The organism is Sphingobacterium sp. BIGb0165, from assembly GCF_024810095.1.
GTDB lineage: Bacteria > Bacteroidota > Bacteroidia > Sphingobacteriales > Sphingobacteriaceae > Sphingobacterium > Sphingobacterium detergens.
On the sequence record NZ_JANUEB010000012.1, the window covers coordinates 39,280 to 58,448 of the forward strand.

Consider the following 19,169-nt stretch of genomic DNA (forward strand, 5'->3'; position numbering starts at 1 on the left):
AAAATGTTGTCAAAAGCGCAAATCAGTCTAATAACGTCTCTACAAAACAAAAAGTATAGAAAACAACATGGTTTATTCATCGTTGAGGGCATAAAGTCCGTCAAGGAATTTATCTCATCGAGCTACCAGGTTGAGTCCATTTTCTATACAGACGACGCAAACACAAAAGTGGGTAAAATCTCGCATAATATAAAATCCCATGAACTGACGGAGGCTGAATTCCAAAAGATTAGTACCTTAAAATCTCCTCAGGGTGTTCTTGCCTTGGTGAAACTCCCGAAACAACAACAGATCGAAATAAGTGATCTAAGAAATTGCTACAATATCGTATTGGATGATGTACAAGATCCCGGTAATTTGGGAACCATTATTCGCACAGCGGAATGGTTTGGGATCAAACATATCATTTGCTCCATTGGCACAGTAGATGCTTATAATCCAAAAGTTGTGCAGGCCACAATGGGCTCATTGGCAAGAATACAGGTTCATTATATAGACTTGCATGAATTTATCTCTTCAACAGATCTACCGGTCTATGGCGCACTGCTCAATGGGCAATCCATTTACCAGACCGAATGGAGTACAGAAGGATTGATCGTCATGGGAAATGAAGGCAATGGTATTAGTGAAGAAATTATAACATTAATAGATCAAGCAGTGACCATACCCCGTATCGGCCAAGCGGAATCGCTGAATGTTGCCGTGGCAACAACGATATTTTGTAGTGAGATCGCCCGGCAGCAGCTGGTTTAGCGAATTTATTTCCAAAAGCACCCTATAACCGTTGATAAAGTCCGATCCGATTTCCTTCAGAATCCTCTATTTCAGCGACTGCAAAGCCCAGCTCTTTATGAAAGGTCGCCGGATATAATTTCCTTACACCAGCTTTTTCTGCCCTTTTTAAGGTATCTTCAAGATCTTCGGTATGCAAATAAAGCAGTACCCCCTGATGTGTTGGCTGGTAGATTTCCCCTTTTGCTAGCGCACCGGTAATCCCCGACAGCTTTTCCTCAAACGGGAAATAAGCCATCTGAATTCCATCAAATTCTTCCTGATCAAAGGTAAAGGCAAACAGCTCACTGTAAAAATGAACTGCCCGCTCCATATTTAGCACCGGAATCTCAAAATAGACCCCTGGATTTCTTTTTTCTTTTGACATACGACCAATTGGAGGTTTCTTAAAGTTCAGCCAATAAAAGAGTTTTCTATCGCTGGCGAAGATCAAATATACAAATTTGTGTCAAGTGGATTTCCGGATGATTATTTTTATGTTACCATTGAAAGGATTTTAAAAATTTCGAACAAAAGAAAAAGTTTAATCGTTTCAAAAGCTGTACATTTGACCTACTCTTCAAAAAGTACAGATATCTTCCACGGTATCGCATACTTGAAGAAATATTCATGTACGACAATTGTTTTAAAATGCCATCTGAACAGAAATCCATCTATACGCTTCAATTTATTTTACTCTGCCTGAGCTCACTACTATTCTCCTCGAGTTTCAATATGATTATTCCAGAGCTCCCTAATTACCTGAGTAGTTTGGGTGGGGCTGAATACAAGGGGCTGATCATCGCATTATTTACATTGACTGCCGGAATTTCACGACCTTTCAGCGGTAAGCTGACCGATCGCTGGGGCCGTGTACCCGTCATGGCCATCGGATCCATCGTCTGTTTTATCTGTGGTTTTCTCTATCCGATCTTAACTTCCGTCGCAGGCTTTCTGTTTCTTCGGTTGATCCACGGTTTCTCGACCGGTTTTAAACCTACATCCACCTCAGCTTATGTTGCGGATCTTGTCCCCCAAAAAAGATGGGGCGAAGCCTTGGGAATGCATGGGCTTGCATTCAGTGTCGGCACCGCAGTAGGCCCAGCAATAGGGAGCGCTATTTTTGACGCTTTTGGAATTAACGTCATGTTTTACTCCTCTTCCTTCATGGCTTTATTATCAATCCTCATCGTCATCAATATGAAGGAAACCCTTGTCAAAAAGGAAAAATTCAACCTTTCCATGCTGAAAATAGACCGAAAGGATATCATTGAATGGCGTGCACTTCCTGCTGGAATAGTTACATTTCTATCCTATACGGCGTACGGTGTGATCCTAACACTTATTCCTGATTGGAGTGAACACCTAGGACTTAAAAATAAAGGTCTTTTTTTCCTGGCATTTACGATCGCATCCGTCATGATACGCTTTGTTTCGGGAAAGGTTTCTGATCGCTATGGAAGGCCAAAAGTTATTATTACAGGCATAGTGATTATTGCCATTGCTTTGGTGGTGATTGGTTTTGGGGATAGCTTTATCGGTATGATGATTGGAGCGAGCATCTACGGTATTGGCACCGGTATATTATCTCCCGCAGTTAACGCCTGGACTATTGATCTAAGTATCCCTGAACATCGCGGCAAAGCGGTCGCCACCATGTATATTTCACTCGAAGCGGGAATTGGTCTTGGAGCGCTCCTCGCTGGATTATATTATGCCGATATCATCCTCCGCATTCCGCAAATTATGTATGCAAATGCCGTCGTATTAGTGATCGCTTTACTCTATATGCTAAATTGGCAAAGAAAATCTTAGTTTTGATATAAGATTAAGGATATGAGATTGATTTTTATAAATCGAGAAAAAGTTTACAATGAGTAGCACAAATAAAAATCATCAGATCTATAGCTAGTACAATTAGCCGACACCAGCATCGCTTGAATGACTATTTATAAAAAGATAGCACATGATAAACAGCTATTTAAAGCTTCAATATAAATTGTTGACACGCCATTTTAAGGCGACTGGTCTTCCGATAATGGTTGCGCCACTTTTGTTACTGGGAGCCTGTTATCTGGCCTATTACCTTCTGCTACAGTATCCTGTTTTTGGGAGCTATGCCCTACTGCTGAGCAACTTCCAATTACTCTTTCTCCTGACCGAAAAAAACAGGAACGATTTTCTAAAAAACACCTTTAGTAAAAAGGATTTTTACACGATCAGACTACTGGAAAATGGCATCGTCATTTTACCAACGCTTGCTATTTTTATATGTCGAGGGCTATGGTTAAATGGCGTCGCGCTAATTGCCTTAGCTGTTATATTTGCTTCTTTGGTCTTTAAAACTTTTGGTAAATCTCTCCCAACTCCATTCGCAAAGAAACCATTTGAATTTATTATCGGGTTCCGAAGGAGCTACCCGCTGCTTCTCGTTTTGTATATGCTAGCAGCAATTGGTTTCTATGTAACGAACCCCAATCTCGTTCTATTTTGCGTAGCCGGTATTACACTAAGCTGTGTATTTTATTACCAGCTACCAGAACCCATATTTTATCTTTGGAACAGCCGGGAAACACCGACCAGATTCCTCCTGGGTAAATTTAGACGTGGAATACTGCAATGCCTTTTATTTGTTTTCCCGCTTCTACTGATGTATGCCGTTATTTTTTCATCCGAATGGTTTAATGCGTTAATTGTTTTGGGTGGTATTTTTCTTCTACTTCCTTTTGCTATTACATTAAAGTATGTCGCTTATCCGAGAGAGATCAATTTCCCGGAGGGTTTTGCACTGGCATTATGTTTCAGCTTCTATCCACTGATATTGGCACTATTACCTTTCTATTACTTGAAAGCCCTCAAAAATCTAAAAAACTATTTATGATCGAGCTTATTCATATCAGTAAATCCTTTGGTCAGCATCAGGTCTTGCACGAGGTCACCTTTACTTTTGAGGACGGAAAGGTCTACGGTATCGTGGGCGAAAACGGCGCTGGAAAAACAACATTATTTCGTTGTATTGCAGGTTTAGAAACAGCTTTGGGGCAGATCAATGCGAGCTTACAGCCACTTAAGAACCACCTGGGTTACCTGACATCAGATCCGTATTTCTTATCAAAACTGACGGGTGAAGAGTATATCTATCTCCTTACTGACGCCCGTGGGAAAAGCATTAAAAACCTCGATGACAGAAATATCTTCGAACTACCATTAAAAGAGTATGCGAGTTCCTATTCCACAGGGATGAAAAAGAAACTGGCACTGACAGCAACCCTGCTCCAGGACAACAGTTTCTACATTCTGGATGAACCTTTTAACGGAATAGATCTACAAAGCAGTATTATCCTGACCGAGATCATACTGCGCCTAAAAGCCATGAACAAGACTATCCTGATCTCATCGCATATATTTTCGACATTAAAGGACACCTGTGATGAGATCTTGGTCCTTGAAGAAGGCCGGATTAGCAAATCTGTCAAAAAAGAACTGTTTGGTGATTTTGAAGAAGAAATGAAGGAAAAAATATTAAAAAAAGATATCGATAAACTCTGGCTTTGAAGCCCTCTAAAACTCAAAACAAATAAGATGGAAAAATACCTACCCACATTAGAAACCGAACGTCTAATCATCCGTCCGATAAGCATGGAGGATAAGGACTATTTTTTTGCTATGGATTCACAGCCTGAGGTACATACCTTTCTCAATAAAGAGCCTGTTCAATCCATCGAAGAAATGGAAAAAGCGATCGCTCTCATTCAGCAACAATATGAAAAATATGGTATTGGCCGACTGGGAGTCGTTGAAAAATCAAGCAATCAATGGATCGGCTGGACGGGATTTAAATATATTGATGAGCTGGAAAATGGACGTATCGGATTCCTGGACCTCGGCTATCGTTTCAGGATGGAATCCTGGGGCAAAGGATATGCTACTGAAGCGGCATTAGCCTGTATGCAGTATTATCGTGAGCATCTGACTCATTTCGAGCTCCATGCCATCACCCATACCGAAAACGAAGGATCAAGACATGTATTGGAAAAAGTGGGTTTTCAGGTTACCGAAGAGTTTCATTTCGACCGTTGGGATATCCGTTGTTTTTGGTATGATTTGGTCGAAGATGCTAAATCAAACTAATTATGTTAGCTTTAAAAACTAATTTTTTTAACTTTTCATAGTTTCACTGGGATAAAACAAAATGGTTTTGTATTTTTACACGTTCGAATAAAATAAAATTTTGAACATTTCTGTATTGTACAATTTAATCTATTGCTGAGTAAATGAGTGACGAAACAAACTTCCCAACGGAAGATAACCAAGAAGAATTAGGATCAGGAAAAACAGAGGGCGGAAGTCAGACAATACCTTTATCTGGACTGTACGAGAACTGGTTTTTGGATTATGCGTCCTATGTTATCTTGGATAGAGCTGTACCCCATATAAATGACGGCTTGAAACCCGTGCAACGCCGTATTCTCCATTCCCTAAAGGAAATGGATGATGGACGATATAATAAGGCTGCCAACGTTATTGGTAATACCATGAAGTATCACCCCCATGGAGACGCTTCCATTGGAGATGCCATGGTACAATTGGGACAAAAAGATCTATTGATTGACTGCCAAGGTAACTGGGGCTTCCCCATTACTGGCGATTCGGCGGCGGCACCACGTTATATTGAGGGACGACTTTCTAAATTTGCAAATGAAGTTGTCTTCAATCCCGAAACGACAGAATGGCAACAGAGCTACGATGGACGTAACCGCGAGCCAGTCACTTTACCTGTTAAATTCCCATTGCTTCTGGCACAGGGAGCAGAGGGGATTGCCGTAGGTTTAGCGACCAAGATTATGCCGCACAACTTTATTGAACTCATTGATGGCTCAATTCAGGTACTGAACGGCGAACGCCCAAATATTCTTCCCGATTTTCCCACAGGTGGTATGGCCGATGTGTCCAATTACAATGAAGGACAACGTGGCGGAAAGATCCGTGTGCGCGCTAAAATCGAGGAGCGGGATAAAAAGACTTTAGCAATTACCGAGATTCCTTTTGGGACCACCACTGGCGGACTTATCGAAAGTGTCGTAACGGCGAATGAAAAAGGTAAAATCAAAATCAAGAAAATCGAAGACAACACCGCTGGAAATGTTGAAATCATCGTGCATTTAGCACCGGGAATATCTCCTGATGTTACGATCGATGCATTGTATGCATTCACGGCCTGTGAGGTTTCCATTTCGCCAAACACTTGTGTCATCAAGGATGAGAAACCTCATTTTATGAGTGTCAATGATATCTTGATTGAGAACACCAAAAACACTAAAAATCTATTGAAGTTAGAACTGGAAATCCGTCTAAACGACCTCCAGGAAAAAATATTCTTCAATAGCTTATTAAAGATATTCATCCAAGAAGGGATGTACAAGCATTCCGATTATGAAAATGCCGGTGACTTTGACACTGTAGTGCAGGTTCTAAATCGCTTGTTTGAGCCATTCTTTGATCAGTTTTATCGTGAAATTCTTCCTGAGGACTATAAGAAATTGATCGATAAACCAATGAGTAGCATTACGCGTTTCGACGTAAAAAAATCGGACGAAACGATGAAGACGCTCGAAAATGAGATCAAAGAAGTTAAACGTCATTTGCGTCAGTTGACCGAATATGCCATTGCCTGGTATGAAAAACTACGCGAAAAATACAGCAAAGATCGCGAGCGCAAAACAGAATTACGCATCTTTGATAAGGTTGAGGCAACGCAAGTTGCATTAGCCAACGCCAAACTATATGTCAATCGTGAAGAAGGTTTCATCGGTTCAGGAATGAAGAAAGATGAGTTCGTATGCGATTGCTCGGATATAGACGATATCATTGTTTTCCGCGAAGATGGCAAATATGTCGTCAGCAAAATCCAAGACAAGGTATTTGTTGGTAAAGGGATTATTCATGTGGCGGTCTTCAAAAAAGGTGACGAACGTACCATATATAATGTCATCTATAAAGAAGGCGAAACTGGTACAAGTTATATCAAACGTTTTTCTGTTGTTGGTGTTACACGCGACAAGGAATACGACGTATCCAAAGGATCTAAAGGATCAAAAGTTTTGTATTTCACTGCTAATCCAAACGGCGAGGCAGAAGTTGTCAATATACAGCTCAAACCGCACACGAAATTACGCAAATTGAATTTCGACATGGATTTCGCTGAAATTGCCATTAAAGGTCGTGCATCCCAAGGAAATATTGTTTCCAAATATCCGGTCAAGAAAATCGCCTTCAAAAGCTCCGGTATTTCAACACTTGCCGGACGAAAAATTTGGTACGACACTATCATGAAACGCTTAAATGCAGATGAACGTGGCCAATATTTAGGCGAATTTGATGGTGATGATAAAATATTGGTTGTACTTTCTGATGGTAGCTACGAGTTATCGAACTTCGATCTTAGCAACCACTTTGATGAGAAAATGATCCGTATTGAGAAATTCTATCCGGAACATGTTTATACCGTAGTACATCAAGATGGTAAGAGCGGCACCTATTTCGTCAAACGTTTTAAATTTGATGACCAGCCTATTGGTAAACGTATTTCATTTATCAATGAAGAGCCTGGTTCAAAATTAGTGCTTATGAGCAATGCTGCTGAGCCAACAGTCAAATTAGATATTTTAAAAGGTAAATCCCAAACGGAGGAAACGCTGGAACAACCATTGACTGAAATCATTGATGTCAAAGGCATAAAGGCGCAAGGTAATCGCCTTTCCTTCCATACTGTAAAATCTGTAGCCTTAGTTACAGTAGATGAAGATCTCAGTGAAAAAGGAAAGAAAAAAACGGAAGTAGCTTCTGTAGATGGAGAAACAAAACCCGAAGAGACAAAGGCTGAGGCTTCAACTGCTGAAATAGCAACTGATCTATCCAATGATAAAAAAGAAGATGATATTAAATTAGAGATCACTAATCCCGACGACATCCAAATTGATGACAAAGGGCAAATGGAAATGTTTTAACAGTATTATTCTATAAGTAATCCGCATAAAGAAAAGGCTCGAATATGATATTCGAGCCTTTTTATATTATTATTGATTACAGATAGTTCTCAAAGGTAACCAAGGCCTTGTTTCAATCCTCTTCCCCGCTAATAAACAGCCCACCATCAATTCGCTATGCTTAACACAAAGCTCTTATATAAAGCTTTTAGGCTTTAAACTCTTTTAGGAATTTTTGAAGTTTCGGCGCAATGACCACCGAACAGAACGGGTTCTCAGGATGATCATTAAAATAATTATGATGATAATTTTCAGCAAGCCAAAATGTTGATGCCGGTTCTACCGCCGTTACAATTGGGTCTTCATAGACATCCTCGTTTTCCAACTCATCAATAAAGTTTTTTGCTAAGATTTCCTGTTCTTCATTGTGATAGAAGACCACAGAACGATACTGGGTACCCACATCATTACCCTGACGGTTTAATGTTGTCGGATTATGTGTCTTAAAGAAAATTTTCAACAGATCCTCATAATTGACCAACTCATCATCATACTCCAACTCCACCACTTCTACGTGATCTGTTGTACCTGTACAGACCTGCTCATAAGTAGGATGGTCTATATGACCTCCCATATATCCAGGCAATACGGATGTTACTCCTTCAGTATTTTGGAAAATCACTTCCGTACACCAAAAACATCCACCTCCAAATGTTGCTTTCATATTTTTATTGTATTTAGTAATGAGTATTGAGAATTTAGACTTTAATTTTAAAAGCCGCTGGCATGCTCGTTATATTATTTTTTTCACTTCCACAACACTCATACAAAGATAATCATTATTCAATTTAATACTCAAACCTAAACGTGTATTCTAGATTTAGTAATAAGTATTTAGACTTTGCTTTTATAAGCCCATGGTATACTTGCTGTCGTATTTTTTCCAATCTTTGACCCTTTGCCTCAAATCTCAGATCTAAAATCTCCTATCTAATTACTAATAATAATGTTTTCCTTTGATCAGTAGATCCTGCTGTTTGCTGTCGCAAACGGCGTAAGAGAATCCCTCCTGCAATGCATAAGCTCCATACTCCCCTTTTTTATTGATCGCCAAAAATCCAACTTGTATCTCTTTGGCAATTGCGGGCTTTTTCTTCACAATACGCATCACGGCTTCCTTGCAGGCATCTTCAGGTGAATAACCCTGGCGCATTAATTCGACCACCAAAAAGCTACCAACATTTCGAATAACTTCTTCACCGACACCGGTCGAAGTAGCCCCTCCAACTTCATTATCCACATAGAGTCCGGCTCCGATAATCGGACTATCCCCTACCCGGCCATGCATCTTAAATGCCATACCACTGGTCGTACAGGCTCCAGAGATATTTCCGTTGGCATCCAAGGCTAACATACCTATAGTATCGTGATTGTATTGATTACCAGGTAGGCGCTCCGCAGCAAAAGCTTTATTCTCGATATTAACGACTGGCTTGTATTTCTTCTCCTTCAACCACTCTTTCCAAGCTTTCTCTCCCTCAGGAGTCAATAAATTCTCTTCCTGAAAACCATTTTCCAATGCAAATTGTAAGGCACCTTCACCAACAAGCATGACATGTGGTGTTTTCTCCATCACCAGACGGGCCACGGAGATCGGATGACCAATTTTTTCCATGCCTGCTACAGCGCCACAATTACCATCAGCATCCATAATACAAGCATCTAGGGTCACATGACCATCACGATCCGGATACCCTCCTTTTCCTACAGTCATATTTTTCAAATCCGCTTCGGGTACACGTACACCCTGCTCGACCGCGTCAAGAGCTTTTCCACCTTTCGACAGTATCTCCCATGCTGCTTTATTTGCCGCTATCCCAAAATCCCATGTCGATATCACGATAGGATATTTCTTCACCTTGACACTAGATGCAATCGTCAACCCTTTTGTATCGAATGCACTCAAGGTACCTATAGCCGTAGCCGCCATAAAACCTTGCTTAATAAAATTACGTCTAGAACTCATATGTAAATTATTTATCTTTTAACACCCCGTTTCATTTGAGTAGCGTCCTACCGTCCAAACATGGATATACTATTTTTTGATTCTCATGAGCAGAATAATGCATCCACAACGATTGATTCTTAACAGATGCTCCTACCTGCTATTGGATCATGGTAACAATTGTTTGATAAAACCGCAGAATTACGCTTCCAATCCAACGAAATCGGGGACAAGAATATCTTCTTTTTGTACCCTATTATCACCCGAACCCGAAATTATCAAAAACTTGACAATATTCTTTTTTTAGCATGCCTATTGGCCCCAAAAAGAGACCTCAATAGCTCCCTGACTTATCTTCAGAAGGAGAATCACCAAAAAAAGCTGATTTCGCTATCAATAAGCAATAATACAAAATGGTTTTAGCAAATAGACAAATTAATTAAAATTAGGCCTAAAGATTCGTTTTTTAGCAACACAATATTCAAATCACTTAAAAATCGACAATAAACATTGATTTATATTGTGAATTAATCCTATCTTTAGAAACAAACTAATCAGCATGAAAAACACACTAAAATTCGCCATTTTAGCATGTGCAAGTCTTATTGGCACAAGTCATGGCCATGCACAGCAGGTAGATTCCACAACATATTTCAAAATCAAAGAATTGCAAGAAAACGTAAAACGTGAATTTGCACCAGATCGCAGAACAAAAATTGTGGCTATTCAAAAAGCGGATATCCCACAAAATCAATATATCCTCGAGACAACCGAAAAAGATGCGAAGTTCGTACTCGAACAAAAAGCGAAAGAAATAGCCGCTAATATCCAAATCCAACTATTACCTGACGCGAGTGTCGAAGGTAAAACTAACGGCGTAATAAGACTGTCGGTTGCCAACATGCGTACCGATCCGAATAATGCCGCAGAATTGACAAGTCAGGTCTTACTGGGCACACAAGTAGATTTATTGCAGAAAAAAAGTGGTGAATACCGTGTACGGACACCCGACGGGTATATCGCATGGGTGCCTAGCTCTTCAATAGCTGTAATGGATAAAACTGAAATTGACAGCTGGAGGCAAGCGGACAAGCTGATCTACACCAATGAATTTGGCAAATCCTATTCCGAAGCCGATGAGAAGAGCCAGCGGGTATCGGATTTAGTTTATGGCGACATCCTAAAATTAACAGGACAGAAAGGTAACTTTTATACAGTTGCTTATCCCGATGGCCGAAAAGGATATATTAAAAAAGCTGAAAGTCTAACGTTAAAAAACTGGTTGGATACACGTACCCCTACCGCCGACAATATTATCGCAAGCGCAAAAACGATGTTGGGACTACCTTACTTATGGGGCGGAACATCCGTTAAAGGAGTCGATTGCAGTGGTTTTACCAAGACAAGTTTCTTTATGAATGGTTTTGTTATACCTAGAGATGCATCGCAACAAGTACTTGCCGGCGAGAAGATAGACATTCTGGACAATGAAGGGCATTTCGATGCGGGCAAAGCACTCAAAAACCTTAAACCAGCAGATTTACTATTCTTTGCTGCAGGTAAAAACAGTAATCCCAACGCCCGGGTAACCCATGTAGCCCTTTATATTGGCAATGGTACTTTTATTCACGCTGCCGGATTAGTCCGTATAAACAGCATGCTAAAAGATTCGCCAGATTACGACGACTTCCAAACACGTACTGTGGTAGCAGCCCGCCGCTATCTTGGAGCTAGAGATAGCGCAATTCAAAAAATCGCTGAAAACAATTATTATATCAACAAATAAATCAAGATGAGCAACCAATCTGAATGGATCAGCAAAGACTTTGGGGCTTTTAAATTACGGTTCCGTCCATATACGTTAACATTGCGGCATGTTTTCACCGTTGCCTCTTACAGCCGAAGTACCACACCAATTGTATTGACCGAACTGGAGTACGATGGCATCGTAGGTTATGGTGAGGCCAGCATGCCACCATACCTTGGTGAATCACAGGAAAGTGTTATCGCTTTTTTAAATCAAATTGATCTATCAGCATTCAATTCCCCTTTCCAAACCGAAGAGATCTTACACTATATAGATCAAGTAGCAACGAAAAATACCGCAGCAAAAGCAGCCGTTGACATCGCACTGCACGATGTGCTTGGTAAGATTATGGGACAGCCGTTTTATAAAATCTGGGGATTAAACCGCGATCTAATCCCACCGACTTCCTACACCATCGGCATTGATACGGAGGATATGATCCGTAAAAAGGTTGCTGAAGCAGATCAATTTAAGATCCTAAAAGTAAAGTTGGGACTAGATACCGATAAGATGATCATTGATACGATTCGTCAGGTAACAGACCGTCCATTATGTGCAGATGTCAATCAGGGTTGGAAAACGCGGGAAGAAGCACTGGAAATGGCACATTGGCTCGCCGAGCGAAATGTTTCTTTCCTCGAACAACCCATGCCAAAAGAACAGATTGATGATAATGCCTGGCTGACGGAACATAGTCCAATCCCAACAATTGCAGATGAGGGCTGTCAACGGTTGGTTGATGTACCTGCCCTAAAAGGTGTTTACAGTGGTATCAACATCAAATTGATGAAATGCACAGGCATGCGTGAAGCCAAACGAATGGCCGAACTTGCACGTTCCCTCGAAATGAAAGTAATGATCGGTTGCATGACTGAAACCTCATGCGCCATCAGTGCTGCAGCGCAATTAGCACCATTGACTGACTGGGCAGATCTAGATGGGGCACTACTGATCGATAATGATATCTACGACGGAATGACAGTAATCAACGGAAACTGCATCTTGCCGGACCGTCCTGGAATTGGAATTTTAAGAAAATAACATTATATTCAATGCAATGTTTTTTGTCTTAAAGAAAAACATTGCATTGAATCGCTATCGGAGTTGTAACCAATAGCCAATTTTACCAAGATATTAACAAACTAAATTAATCAATTCACACTTTTATGAAACAACATGTGCTCACAACGTTGTGTCTCATAGCCTGTAGTTCGATGCAGTCACTATACGCGCAACAGATTCAGATTGCTGGAAAAATCACCGACAGCAATGGAAATCCCATCAGTGGAGTTACCATAAATGTTAAAGGATCCAGCCAAGGAACATCCACCAACGAACAAGGCTTATTCACACTCAATGCAAATTCGAATACCACACTAACCCTATCTGCTGTTGGCTATAATGCGCAGGAGGTTCAGGTCAATGGCCGAAAAACGATCAGCATTACACTCGTCAGCAACGAACAAGCTTTAGATGAGGTTATCGTCATTGCCTATGGTACTGCAAAAAAAAGCACTTATACAGGCTCAGCTGCACAGGTAAAATCTGATGCAATAGATAAACAACCGGTCACATCTTTTGAAAAAGCATTAACTGGACGTGTCGCTGGTTTGCAACTATCAAATGGATCAGGCCAAGCGGGGGCTACCTCGGCCATACGTATCCGAGGAATTGGGTCGATGAATGCGTCCAACGACCCATTATATGTGATCGACGGTGTTCCAGTTCTCTCCGGAAGCGTTGGGCAAATGGGCGATTACATCGTCAATACAAACAATGTAATGAGCACATTGAATCCAAGTGATATCGAATCCATCTCTGTACTGAAAGATGCTGCTGCATCCTCCTTGTATGGATCTCGGGCAGCTAATGGAGTAATCATCATTACAACAAAAAGAGGTAAAAATGGCGACCCAAAGATCAATGTTAAATCCTCAATCGGCATAAGCCCATCCTGGGCCACAAAAAATAATGAGCCTGCATCTGTCCAAGATCAAATCAATATGCTCTATAGCATCCTATATGATTCTCGGATAGCTTCAGGCCAGACAGCAGAGCAAGCAAACAAGAATACACTCAACCGCCTGAATTCGTTGGAATGGAATCCCAATTCTGCAAATTATGGCAAACCAAATCCTGCCTATGGATTTGGTATCCATGGTTACCAATTTAGTACCGATGGCACATCACAATGGGAGAATGTCCATATTTCCGGAAAAACTGACGGAATGGAAAACCGGGACGGAAAATACTACGATTGGAATAAAGCATTATTTAGAACAGGTATATTTAACACCAACGATATATCGGTCAGTGGAGCAACAGAGAAGACAAACTACTATGCATCGTTGAACTATACACAAGATAAAAGCAGGATTATTGAAAATAATTTTGACCGCATTAATGGACGGGTCAATTTGACACAGAAAATCGGAAAATACCTAGAATTTGGATCCAATATCAACTACGCAAAGAACAAATTAATTGGTATGAACGATACGCGAAATACAGGAACAAATTACCTGTATCAAACGCGCAATCTATTATGGCAGATGTATTGGCCAACTGATTATAAAACAGGCAAAGAATACACTGCCCGTTATGGAAGTCTAGCTTATAACCCATTATACTACAACAAAGAATGGGAGAACTCTTCAAAAACGAGCAAAATTTCCGCCATAGAATCCTTGACTTTAAAGCTCCTACCAGAGCTAACCCTGAAAACGATTTTCTCTTACGATAATACAGAGGTTAAAGATCATATTTACTACAGTGCCAAACATTATAATGGTATGGCAGACAATGGTCGTGTCACCGAAGTTTCTACATCCATCGAGAAATTAGTCTCGTCGACTACCGCCAATTATAACAAAAGCTTCGGTCTGCACAATTTGAGTTTATTGGCAGGTTTCGAGGCTGAAAAAAACACCACAGATTTTATTCGTGCCACAGGTAAAGATCTTCCCTCTTCATCTCTTCATACAGTCGCTACTGCTGGTATTTTGGATGCCTCCGCATATTCAGAAGGCTTCAACATGATGTCCATTTTATCCAGAGCTGAGTATAATTTTGATGAACGGTATTTTGCCTCAGCTTCCTTTAGAAGAGATGGTGCATCACGATTAGGCCCTGGTCCGCGATGGGGCAATTTTTGGTCGGTCGCAGCTTCATGGAATCTAGCAAAAGAATCTTTTATAAAGGACATCGAACAAATCAATAACCTGAGATTTAGAGGTTCTTACGGAACTAACGGAACTTTACCCGCAAGTAACTATGCCTGGAGAAACTTGACCAGTTATTCCAATAAATATATGACACAACCTGGCGGTGGGTTAAATAACCTGGGTAATCCTGATGTCGCCTGGGAACTAAATTACCAGACCAACATCGCATTGGAATTCGGGTTATTTAACAACAAGCTCTTTGGTACACTCGAATATTTCAATAGGGATTCAAAAAGTCTGCTACAGGATGTTCCGATTTCTACAATCACGGGTTTTAAGTCCATCCTGAGAAACGTGGGTGAGATGAACAACAAAGGCTTAGAAATTGAACTAGGCTCGGATATTGTTAAAAATGAAAACTGGAAATGGACTTTAAGTGCTAATGCGACTTTTATTTCTTCGAACGTGACAAAACTATACGGTAGACAGGATATTGTCTGGTTTGACCCTACCGGTGGAGATAATAGGGCAAGGTACGTATACCGTGAAGGTGAATCTGCCTTGTCTTTCTTTGGACTGGAATGGGCTGGCACGGACCAAACCAATGGAAAAAATGTATGGTATACCAATGATGGCACCACAGGTGAATTCATGTTTAATGGAAAAGCTGCAACTTATAATTACAAAAATGCAAAGCAGACAATTATTGGAAATGCCAACCCCAAATTATATGGTGGTATAAATTCGGATATTGACTATAAAAACTTTTCATTGGGATTGAACTTTGCCTACAAGATAGGCGGCAAACTATATGATGCTACATCAAAAGATGTCGCAGATGATGGTTATTATTGGGAACGGATCCATTCAGAATACTTCGTTGAAGACTCTTGGTCACCATCCAACACAGGGGGAACTTATCCCATGGTAACTGGTAGAGATCTAGAAGATGTCAACCAGATCAGCAGTAGACAATTATTTGACGCCTCCTATATCAGACTAAAAAATATCTCCCTAAGCTATAGATTACCAAATACATTATTGAGTCGAGCCGGAATTTCAAATGCTAGACTATATTTTAATGGCAGTAATTTGCTCACGCTTTCCAAGTATAAATACATGGATCCTGAGGTTAATCAATTTGGTACCCGCGGTTGGGAAACACCACTGGCAAAAACATACACTTTTGGTGTTGAATTTAGTTTTTAACGGACAAAAAACAGTAATATGAAAAAGCTTTTTATCGCCTCGTGCATATCTATATCTTTAGCAATTAGCTCCTGCAGTAATTTTCTGGATGTCACTCCTACAAACATGGGAGATTCCAATACATCTATACAAACTGCAGCCGATGCAAAAGTTATTATGAATGGACTAATGAGCAAAATGGCAAATGTTGATTATTATGGTAGAAATTTTCCACTTTATGCGGATGCAAAAGGTGGTGACTTTACGATCGCCTCGCAAGGACGTGGTTACGACTACTTATACGTATTTAATCATTCTGCATCATCAAATCCCTATGCTAACATTTGGATTCAAGGATTCCACTCACTGGTACAAATTAATAATCTCCTTGCGAATATAGATAAACTGGTCAAAGCCGGTTCAACGGAAGATTTTGCTTCCTATAAAGGACAAGCATTAACAGCTAGAGCATTAATTAATTTTGATCTGGTGAGATTATATGGCAAGCCATATAATATGGATAAGTCATCCTTGGGTATTCCCAATGTAACCAAAGTACTTGAATACAACGCACAGGAAAAACGCGTCTCTGTCGATGAAAATTATAAGCAGATTCTGCAAGATCTTAAAGATTCAGAAAGCTTATTATCTAAATCAAAAGCAAACGGATATATTAATTATTTTGCGAATAAAGCATTGCAAGCACGTGTCTATCTTTATATGAACGACTATGACAATGCGCTAAAAGCTGCTCAGGAGATAATCGATTCCAAAATGTATACCTTGTACAGCAATGCTGACTGGGTAAAATCCTGGACTAGCATGTTTGGTACAGAATCAATTTTTGAACTTGGTGTCTATCCCAATGAAGCCGATGCAGGTGTAAATTCTCTTGGGGCAATGTTTCGTAGGAAAGGACATGGAAGTGCGGCTATTTTGGGGAATTTTATCGCTGCAGACCCATTCCTAACGAAACTTAAAACTGACGACACTGATGTGAGATGGGGAGTAATGGGGTCTGATGAGGTCGGCAGCACACATCTGGGCGCTTTGTACAAGTATAGTGGAAGCACTACCCTTGCCGGAGACAAAAATTCACCAGCAAATAGTACTGCCGTGAATATCAAAGTCATTCGCCTTTCAGAAGTGTACCTCATCGCTGCTGAATCCGCTTTACTGAAACCATCTCCAGACAAAAACCTTGCAGCAACCTATTTGAATGCTATTCGTCAAAGATCTCCAAAACTAGATGCCGCAAGCTCCAATACAGTTACTTTGGATATGATAGCTGACGAAAGAAGCAAAGAGCTCTTAGGTGAAGGCCATCGATTCTTCGATATGATGCGCTGGAATAAGTCGATCACATTTGACGATGATCTTGGTAATATCAGCACAACCAATAGACCTAAGACAATAGACCGAACTTTTTTCAAAACGATTCTTCCAATTTCCTTGGATGAAATGAATGCGAATCCGGCTATCGCAAATCAACAAAATCCGAGTTACTAGCTGTATAGGTAATCTCTACAATGAAAAAGCACCCCGTTTCGGGGTGCTTTTTTTGATTGTAAATACGCTTTGGATTTACTGTCCTTTAAACGGATTTTGATCACTTTCCTTTAGCTGAGTATTTCTTGTCATTTCTAACTGCGGAATCTGGCAGATAAAGCGGTAATCATTAGAAGGTAATGTCCCTGTCGGATTTGAACTCTTCGGATCATAGCCATCCAAGTTTGTCATTCCCCAAGTATAATGTCCTTCCACATAGGTAGATGTCTCCTGAATACGCAGCAAAGGTTTTTGTAAGCGAAGGAGATCATATAATCCTGTCACACCTTCACAAAGTAATTCTTTGCGTCGTTCAATATATATCGCGTCTAAAAGAGGTTCTCCAGCAGCTACCTTAGTCAGATTTTTCACACCCCGAGCAGTCTGTAAGCGGTTTAGATAGGCAAGCCCCATTCCATTATTTAAGTGAGTAGCTGCCTCTGCCATAATCAGTAGCATCTCGGAACCGCGCATCAGTGTAACCTCTGGTCGTGTATTTCCTTGGACCGCACCATTGGCATCACCATAATGCTTATATTTATCGTAAGCCCATTTGGTAGACCATTCTTTGTTTGCATTTTTGGCGCGTTTCCAGAATTGGTAACGGTCTTCTGTTTTTTCAAACAATTTTTCATACTGTCCATCTGCAAAAAAGTCCAAGAATGCGTAAATCGGCCCATCGGTGTAGCCTTCACCATATTTTTCATCTTGGTTATACCAAAAGTTAAACTGTGTACCACCACCCAAATTATTGGTAGCAGTAAACTTCATTGCCCAGACAACTTCCGGATAGGCATTGGTGATCGCATCATCAAAACCGCTACGGTACTGATCACGTGTCATTAGTTGACTATATTTATTATAAACTGTTGAAGCTTCAGTCAAGGCGCCCTGCCAATTGTTCATCACAAGATAGACTCTCGCTAGTTGCCCAGAAACGATATCCTCATTAATCGTCCATTTATCTGCACGATCAAACCCCTTTAACAGCGCTTTCGCTTCTCCGAGATCAGCCAGGATTTGATCATATACCTGTTGCACGGTAGCTCTAGGTAAGTTGAGTTCCTCTTTCGGATCCAAGCGCAATATTACCCCCTTCTTTTCTTTGGCGAGCATATAAGTTTGTTGATAATTCTGGATCAGGTGGAAATAGCAGATCCCGCGAATAGCTTTCGCCTGACCAAGAATCTGATTCTTTGTAGTCTGATCACCCTGTGCCGCTGGTACGGCGTGGATAATTTTATTGGTCTGATTGATAATCTTATACATCATAGACCAAATTGCGTCGGAAGTACCTGTTGTCTGTGTCCTCCCTGGTTCATATTTATAGGTATCAACCTGATTACCGCCCATATTTGTGTGACTAACAATATCTGCTCCACCTAAATCCACATACATTTGCAATCCTGGCAACCCCGCATAGACACGGTCGGCACCCTGGTCATTAAAATATAGTTGTCGGTAAGCAGAGGTCAGTACCATCTGTAACTGTCCAGCACTGGATAAAGCCGTCCCCTCTTCGGTATCGACCGAAGTATTGGCATCCAAAAAATCCTTACAGCTTCCCATAAAAAGCAACGAAGAAGCTAGAATTGTAAAGTTTATGGTTTTGAATATCTTTTTCATTAAAATGTTTTTTTAACTAGTAACCTTATCATCCAGCATAAACCTATTTCGTTTGACCTATGCGTTAATCAGAT

14 protein-coding genes are annotated in these 19,169 nt (G+C 40.5%); 10 read left to right on the forward strand and 4 right to left on the reverse strand.

What is annotated here, in order from left to right:
- The first annotated feature begins 3 nt into the window (after window positions 1–3).
- A complete protein-coding gene (locus M2408_RS24540; RefSeq protein WP_259187216.1) occupies window positions 4–753 on the forward strand; it encodes an RNA methyltransferase in 750 nt (249 codons plus the stop codon).
- A 22-nt stretch (window positions 754–775) separates the two neighbouring features.
- On the opposite strand, the gene M2408_RS24545 is transcribed toward M2408_RS24540, so the two are convergent.
- Window positions 776–1,159 carry a VOC family protein gene (locus M2408_RS24545; protein ID WP_259187217.1) on the reverse strand — a complete coding sequence of 128 codons (384 nt, stop codon included), beginning with the start codon at window positions 1,157–1,159 and terminating at the stop codon, window positions 776–778.
- A gap of 263 nt (window positions 1,160–1,422) precedes the next feature.
- Between M2408_RS24545 and M2408_RS24550 the strand changes: the two genes are divergently transcribed.
- The 5 genes from M2408_RS24550 (at window position 1,423) to M2408_RS24570 (ending at window position 7,778) form a co-directional block, all read left to right on the forward strand.
- Entirely contained in the window at window positions 1,423–2,586 is a 1,164-nt protein-coding gene (locus M2408_RS24550; RefSeq protein WP_259187218.1) for an MFS transporter, read from the forward strand.
- 151 nt (window positions 2,587–2,737) lie between these two features.
- Window positions 2,738–3,652, forward strand: coding sequence for a hypothetical protein (locus M2408_RS24555; RefSeq protein WP_259187219.1), 915 nt, complete (start codon window positions 2,738–2,740; stop codon window positions 3,650–3,652).
- On the forward strand, window positions 3,649–4,326 hold the full coding sequence (locus tag M2408_RS24560; RefSeq protein WP_259187220.1) for an ATP-binding cassette domain-containing protein: 678 nt from the start codon (window positions 3,649–3,651) through the stop codon (window positions 4,324–4,326). The genes M2408_RS24555 and M2408_RS24560 overlap by 4 nt, the downstream gene beginning before the upstream one ends.
- Before the next feature lie 27 nt (window positions 4,327–4,353).
- Complete coding sequence (locus M2408_RS24565) at window positions 4,354–4,902, forward strand: GNAT family N-acetyltransferase (RefSeq protein WP_259187221.1); 549 nt, start codon at window positions 4,354–4,356, stop codon at window positions 4,900–4,902.
- Between the two features lie 143 nt (window positions 4,903–5,045).
- A complete protein-coding gene (locus M2408_RS24570; protein WP_259187222.1) occupies window positions 5,046–7,778 on the forward strand; it encodes a DNA gyrase/topoisomerase IV subunit A in 2,733 nt (910 codons plus the stop codon).
- A 187-nt stretch (window positions 7,779–7,965) separates the two neighbouring features.
- On the opposite strand, the gene msrA is transcribed toward M2408_RS24570, so the two are convergent.
- Both msrA and M2408_RS24580 read right to left on the reverse strand, forming a co-directional pair.
- Window positions 7,966–8,481 (reverse strand): peptide-methionine (S)-S-oxide reductase MsrA, encoded by a 516-nt coding sequence (gene msrA / locus M2408_RS24575; RefSeq protein WP_120259952.1) that lies wholly within the window; start codon window positions 8,479–8,481, stop codon window positions 7,966–7,968.
- 273 nt (window positions 8,482–8,754) lie between these two features.
- Window positions 8,755–9,783, reverse strand: coding sequence for a N(4)-(beta-N-acetylglucosaminyl)-L-asparaginase (locus M2408_RS24580; protein ID WP_259187223.1), 1,029 nt, complete (start codon window positions 9,781–9,783; stop codon window positions 8,755–8,757).
- Between the two features lie 538 nt (window positions 9,784–10,321).
- Between M2408_RS24580 and M2408_RS24585 the strand changes: the two genes are divergently transcribed.
- From M2408_RS24585 to M2408_RS24600, 4 genes are all read left to right on the forward strand, one after another.
- Complete coding sequence (locus M2408_RS24585) at window positions 10,322–11,548, forward strand: C40 family peptidase (protein WP_259187224.1); 1,227 nt, start codon at window positions 10,322–10,324, stop codon at window positions 11,546–11,548.
- A 6-nt stretch (window positions 11,549–11,554) separates the two neighbouring features.
- Window positions 11,555–12,610 (forward strand): dipeptide epimerase, encoded by a 1,056-nt coding sequence (locus M2408_RS24590; protein ID WP_259187225.1) that lies wholly within the window; start codon window positions 11,555–11,557, stop codon window positions 12,608–12,610.
- A 125-nt stretch (window positions 12,611–12,735) separates the two neighbouring features.
- Complete coding sequence (locus M2408_RS24595) at window positions 12,736–15,942, forward strand: TonB-dependent receptor (RefSeq protein WP_259187226.1); 3,207 nt, start codon at window positions 12,736–12,738, stop codon at window positions 15,940–15,942.
- 18 nt (window positions 15,943–15,960) lie between these two features.
- Window positions 15,961–17,430, forward strand: coding sequence for a RagB/SusD family nutrient uptake outer membrane protein (locus M2408_RS24600; RefSeq protein WP_259187227.1), 1,470 nt, complete (start codon window positions 15,961–15,963; stop codon window positions 17,428–17,430).
- A 75-nt stretch (window positions 17,431–17,505) separates the two neighbouring features.
- Here M2408_RS24600 and M2408_RS24605 read toward each other — a convergent pair whose 3' ends face one another.
- A complete protein-coding gene (locus tag M2408_RS24605) occupies window positions 17,506–19,095 on the reverse strand; it encodes a RagB/SusD family nutrient uptake outer membrane protein (RefSeq protein WP_259187228.1) in 1,590 nt (529 codons plus the stop codon).
- Window positions 19,096–19,169 lie beyond the last annotated feature (74 nt).

What these genes read in the sequence shown, in the direction of transcription:
- M2408_RS24540 (WP_259187216.1), top strand. Translation starts at nt 4, where the DNA reads ATGTTGTCAAAAGCGCAAATCAGTCTAATAACGTCTCTACAAAACAAA.
- M2408_RS24545 (WP_259187217.1), bottom strand. Translation starts at nt 1,159, where the DNA reads ATGTCAAAAGAAAAAAGAAATCCAGGGGTCTATTTTGAGATTCCGGTG.
- M2408_RS24550 (WP_259187218.1), top strand. Translation starts at nt 1,423, where the DNA reads ATGCCATCTGAACAGAAATCCATCTATACGCTTCAATTTATTTTACTC.
- M2408_RS24555 (WP_259187219.1), top strand. Translation starts at nt 2,738, where the DNA reads ATGATAAACAGCTATTTAAAGCTTCAATATAAATTGTTGACACGCCAT.
- M2408_RS24560 (WP_259187220.1), top strand. Translation starts at nt 3,649, where the DNA reads ATGATCGAGCTTATTCATATCAGTAAATCCTTTGGTCAGCATCAGGTC.
- M2408_RS24565 (WP_259187221.1), top strand. Translation starts at nt 4,354, where the DNA reads ATGGAAAAATACCTACCCACATTAGAAACCGAACGTCTAATCATCCGT.
- M2408_RS24570 (WP_259187222.1), top strand. Translation starts at nt 5,046, where the DNA reads ATGAGTGACGAAACAAACTTCCCAACGGAAGATAACCAAGAAGAATTA.
- msrA (WP_120259952.1), bottom strand. Translation starts at nt 8,481, where the DNA reads ATGAAAGCAACATTTGGAGGTGGATGTTTTTGGTGTACGGAAGTGATT.
- M2408_RS24580 (WP_259187223.1), bottom strand. Translation starts at nt 9,783, where the DNA reads ATGAGTTCTAGACGTAATTTTATTAAGCAAGGTTTTATGGCGGCTACG.
- M2408_RS24585 (WP_259187224.1), top strand. Translation starts at nt 10,322, where the DNA reads ATGAAAAACACACTAAAATTCGCCATTTTAGCATGTGCAAGTCTTATT.
- M2408_RS24590 (WP_259187225.1), top strand. Translation starts at nt 11,555, where the DNA reads ATGAGCAACCAATCTGAATGGATCAGCAAAGACTTTGGGGCTTTTAAA.
- M2408_RS24595 (WP_259187226.1), top strand. Translation starts at nt 12,736, where the DNA reads ATGAAACAACATGTGCTCACAACGTTGTGTCTCATAGCCTGTAGTTCG.
- M2408_RS24600 (WP_259187227.1), top strand. Translation starts at nt 15,961, where the DNA reads ATGAAAAAGCTTTTTATCGCCTCGTGCATATCTATATCTTTAGCAATT.
- M2408_RS24605 (WP_259187228.1), bottom strand. Translation starts at nt 19,095, where the DNA reads ATGAAAAAGATATTCAAAACCATAAACTTTACAATTCTAGCTTCTTCG.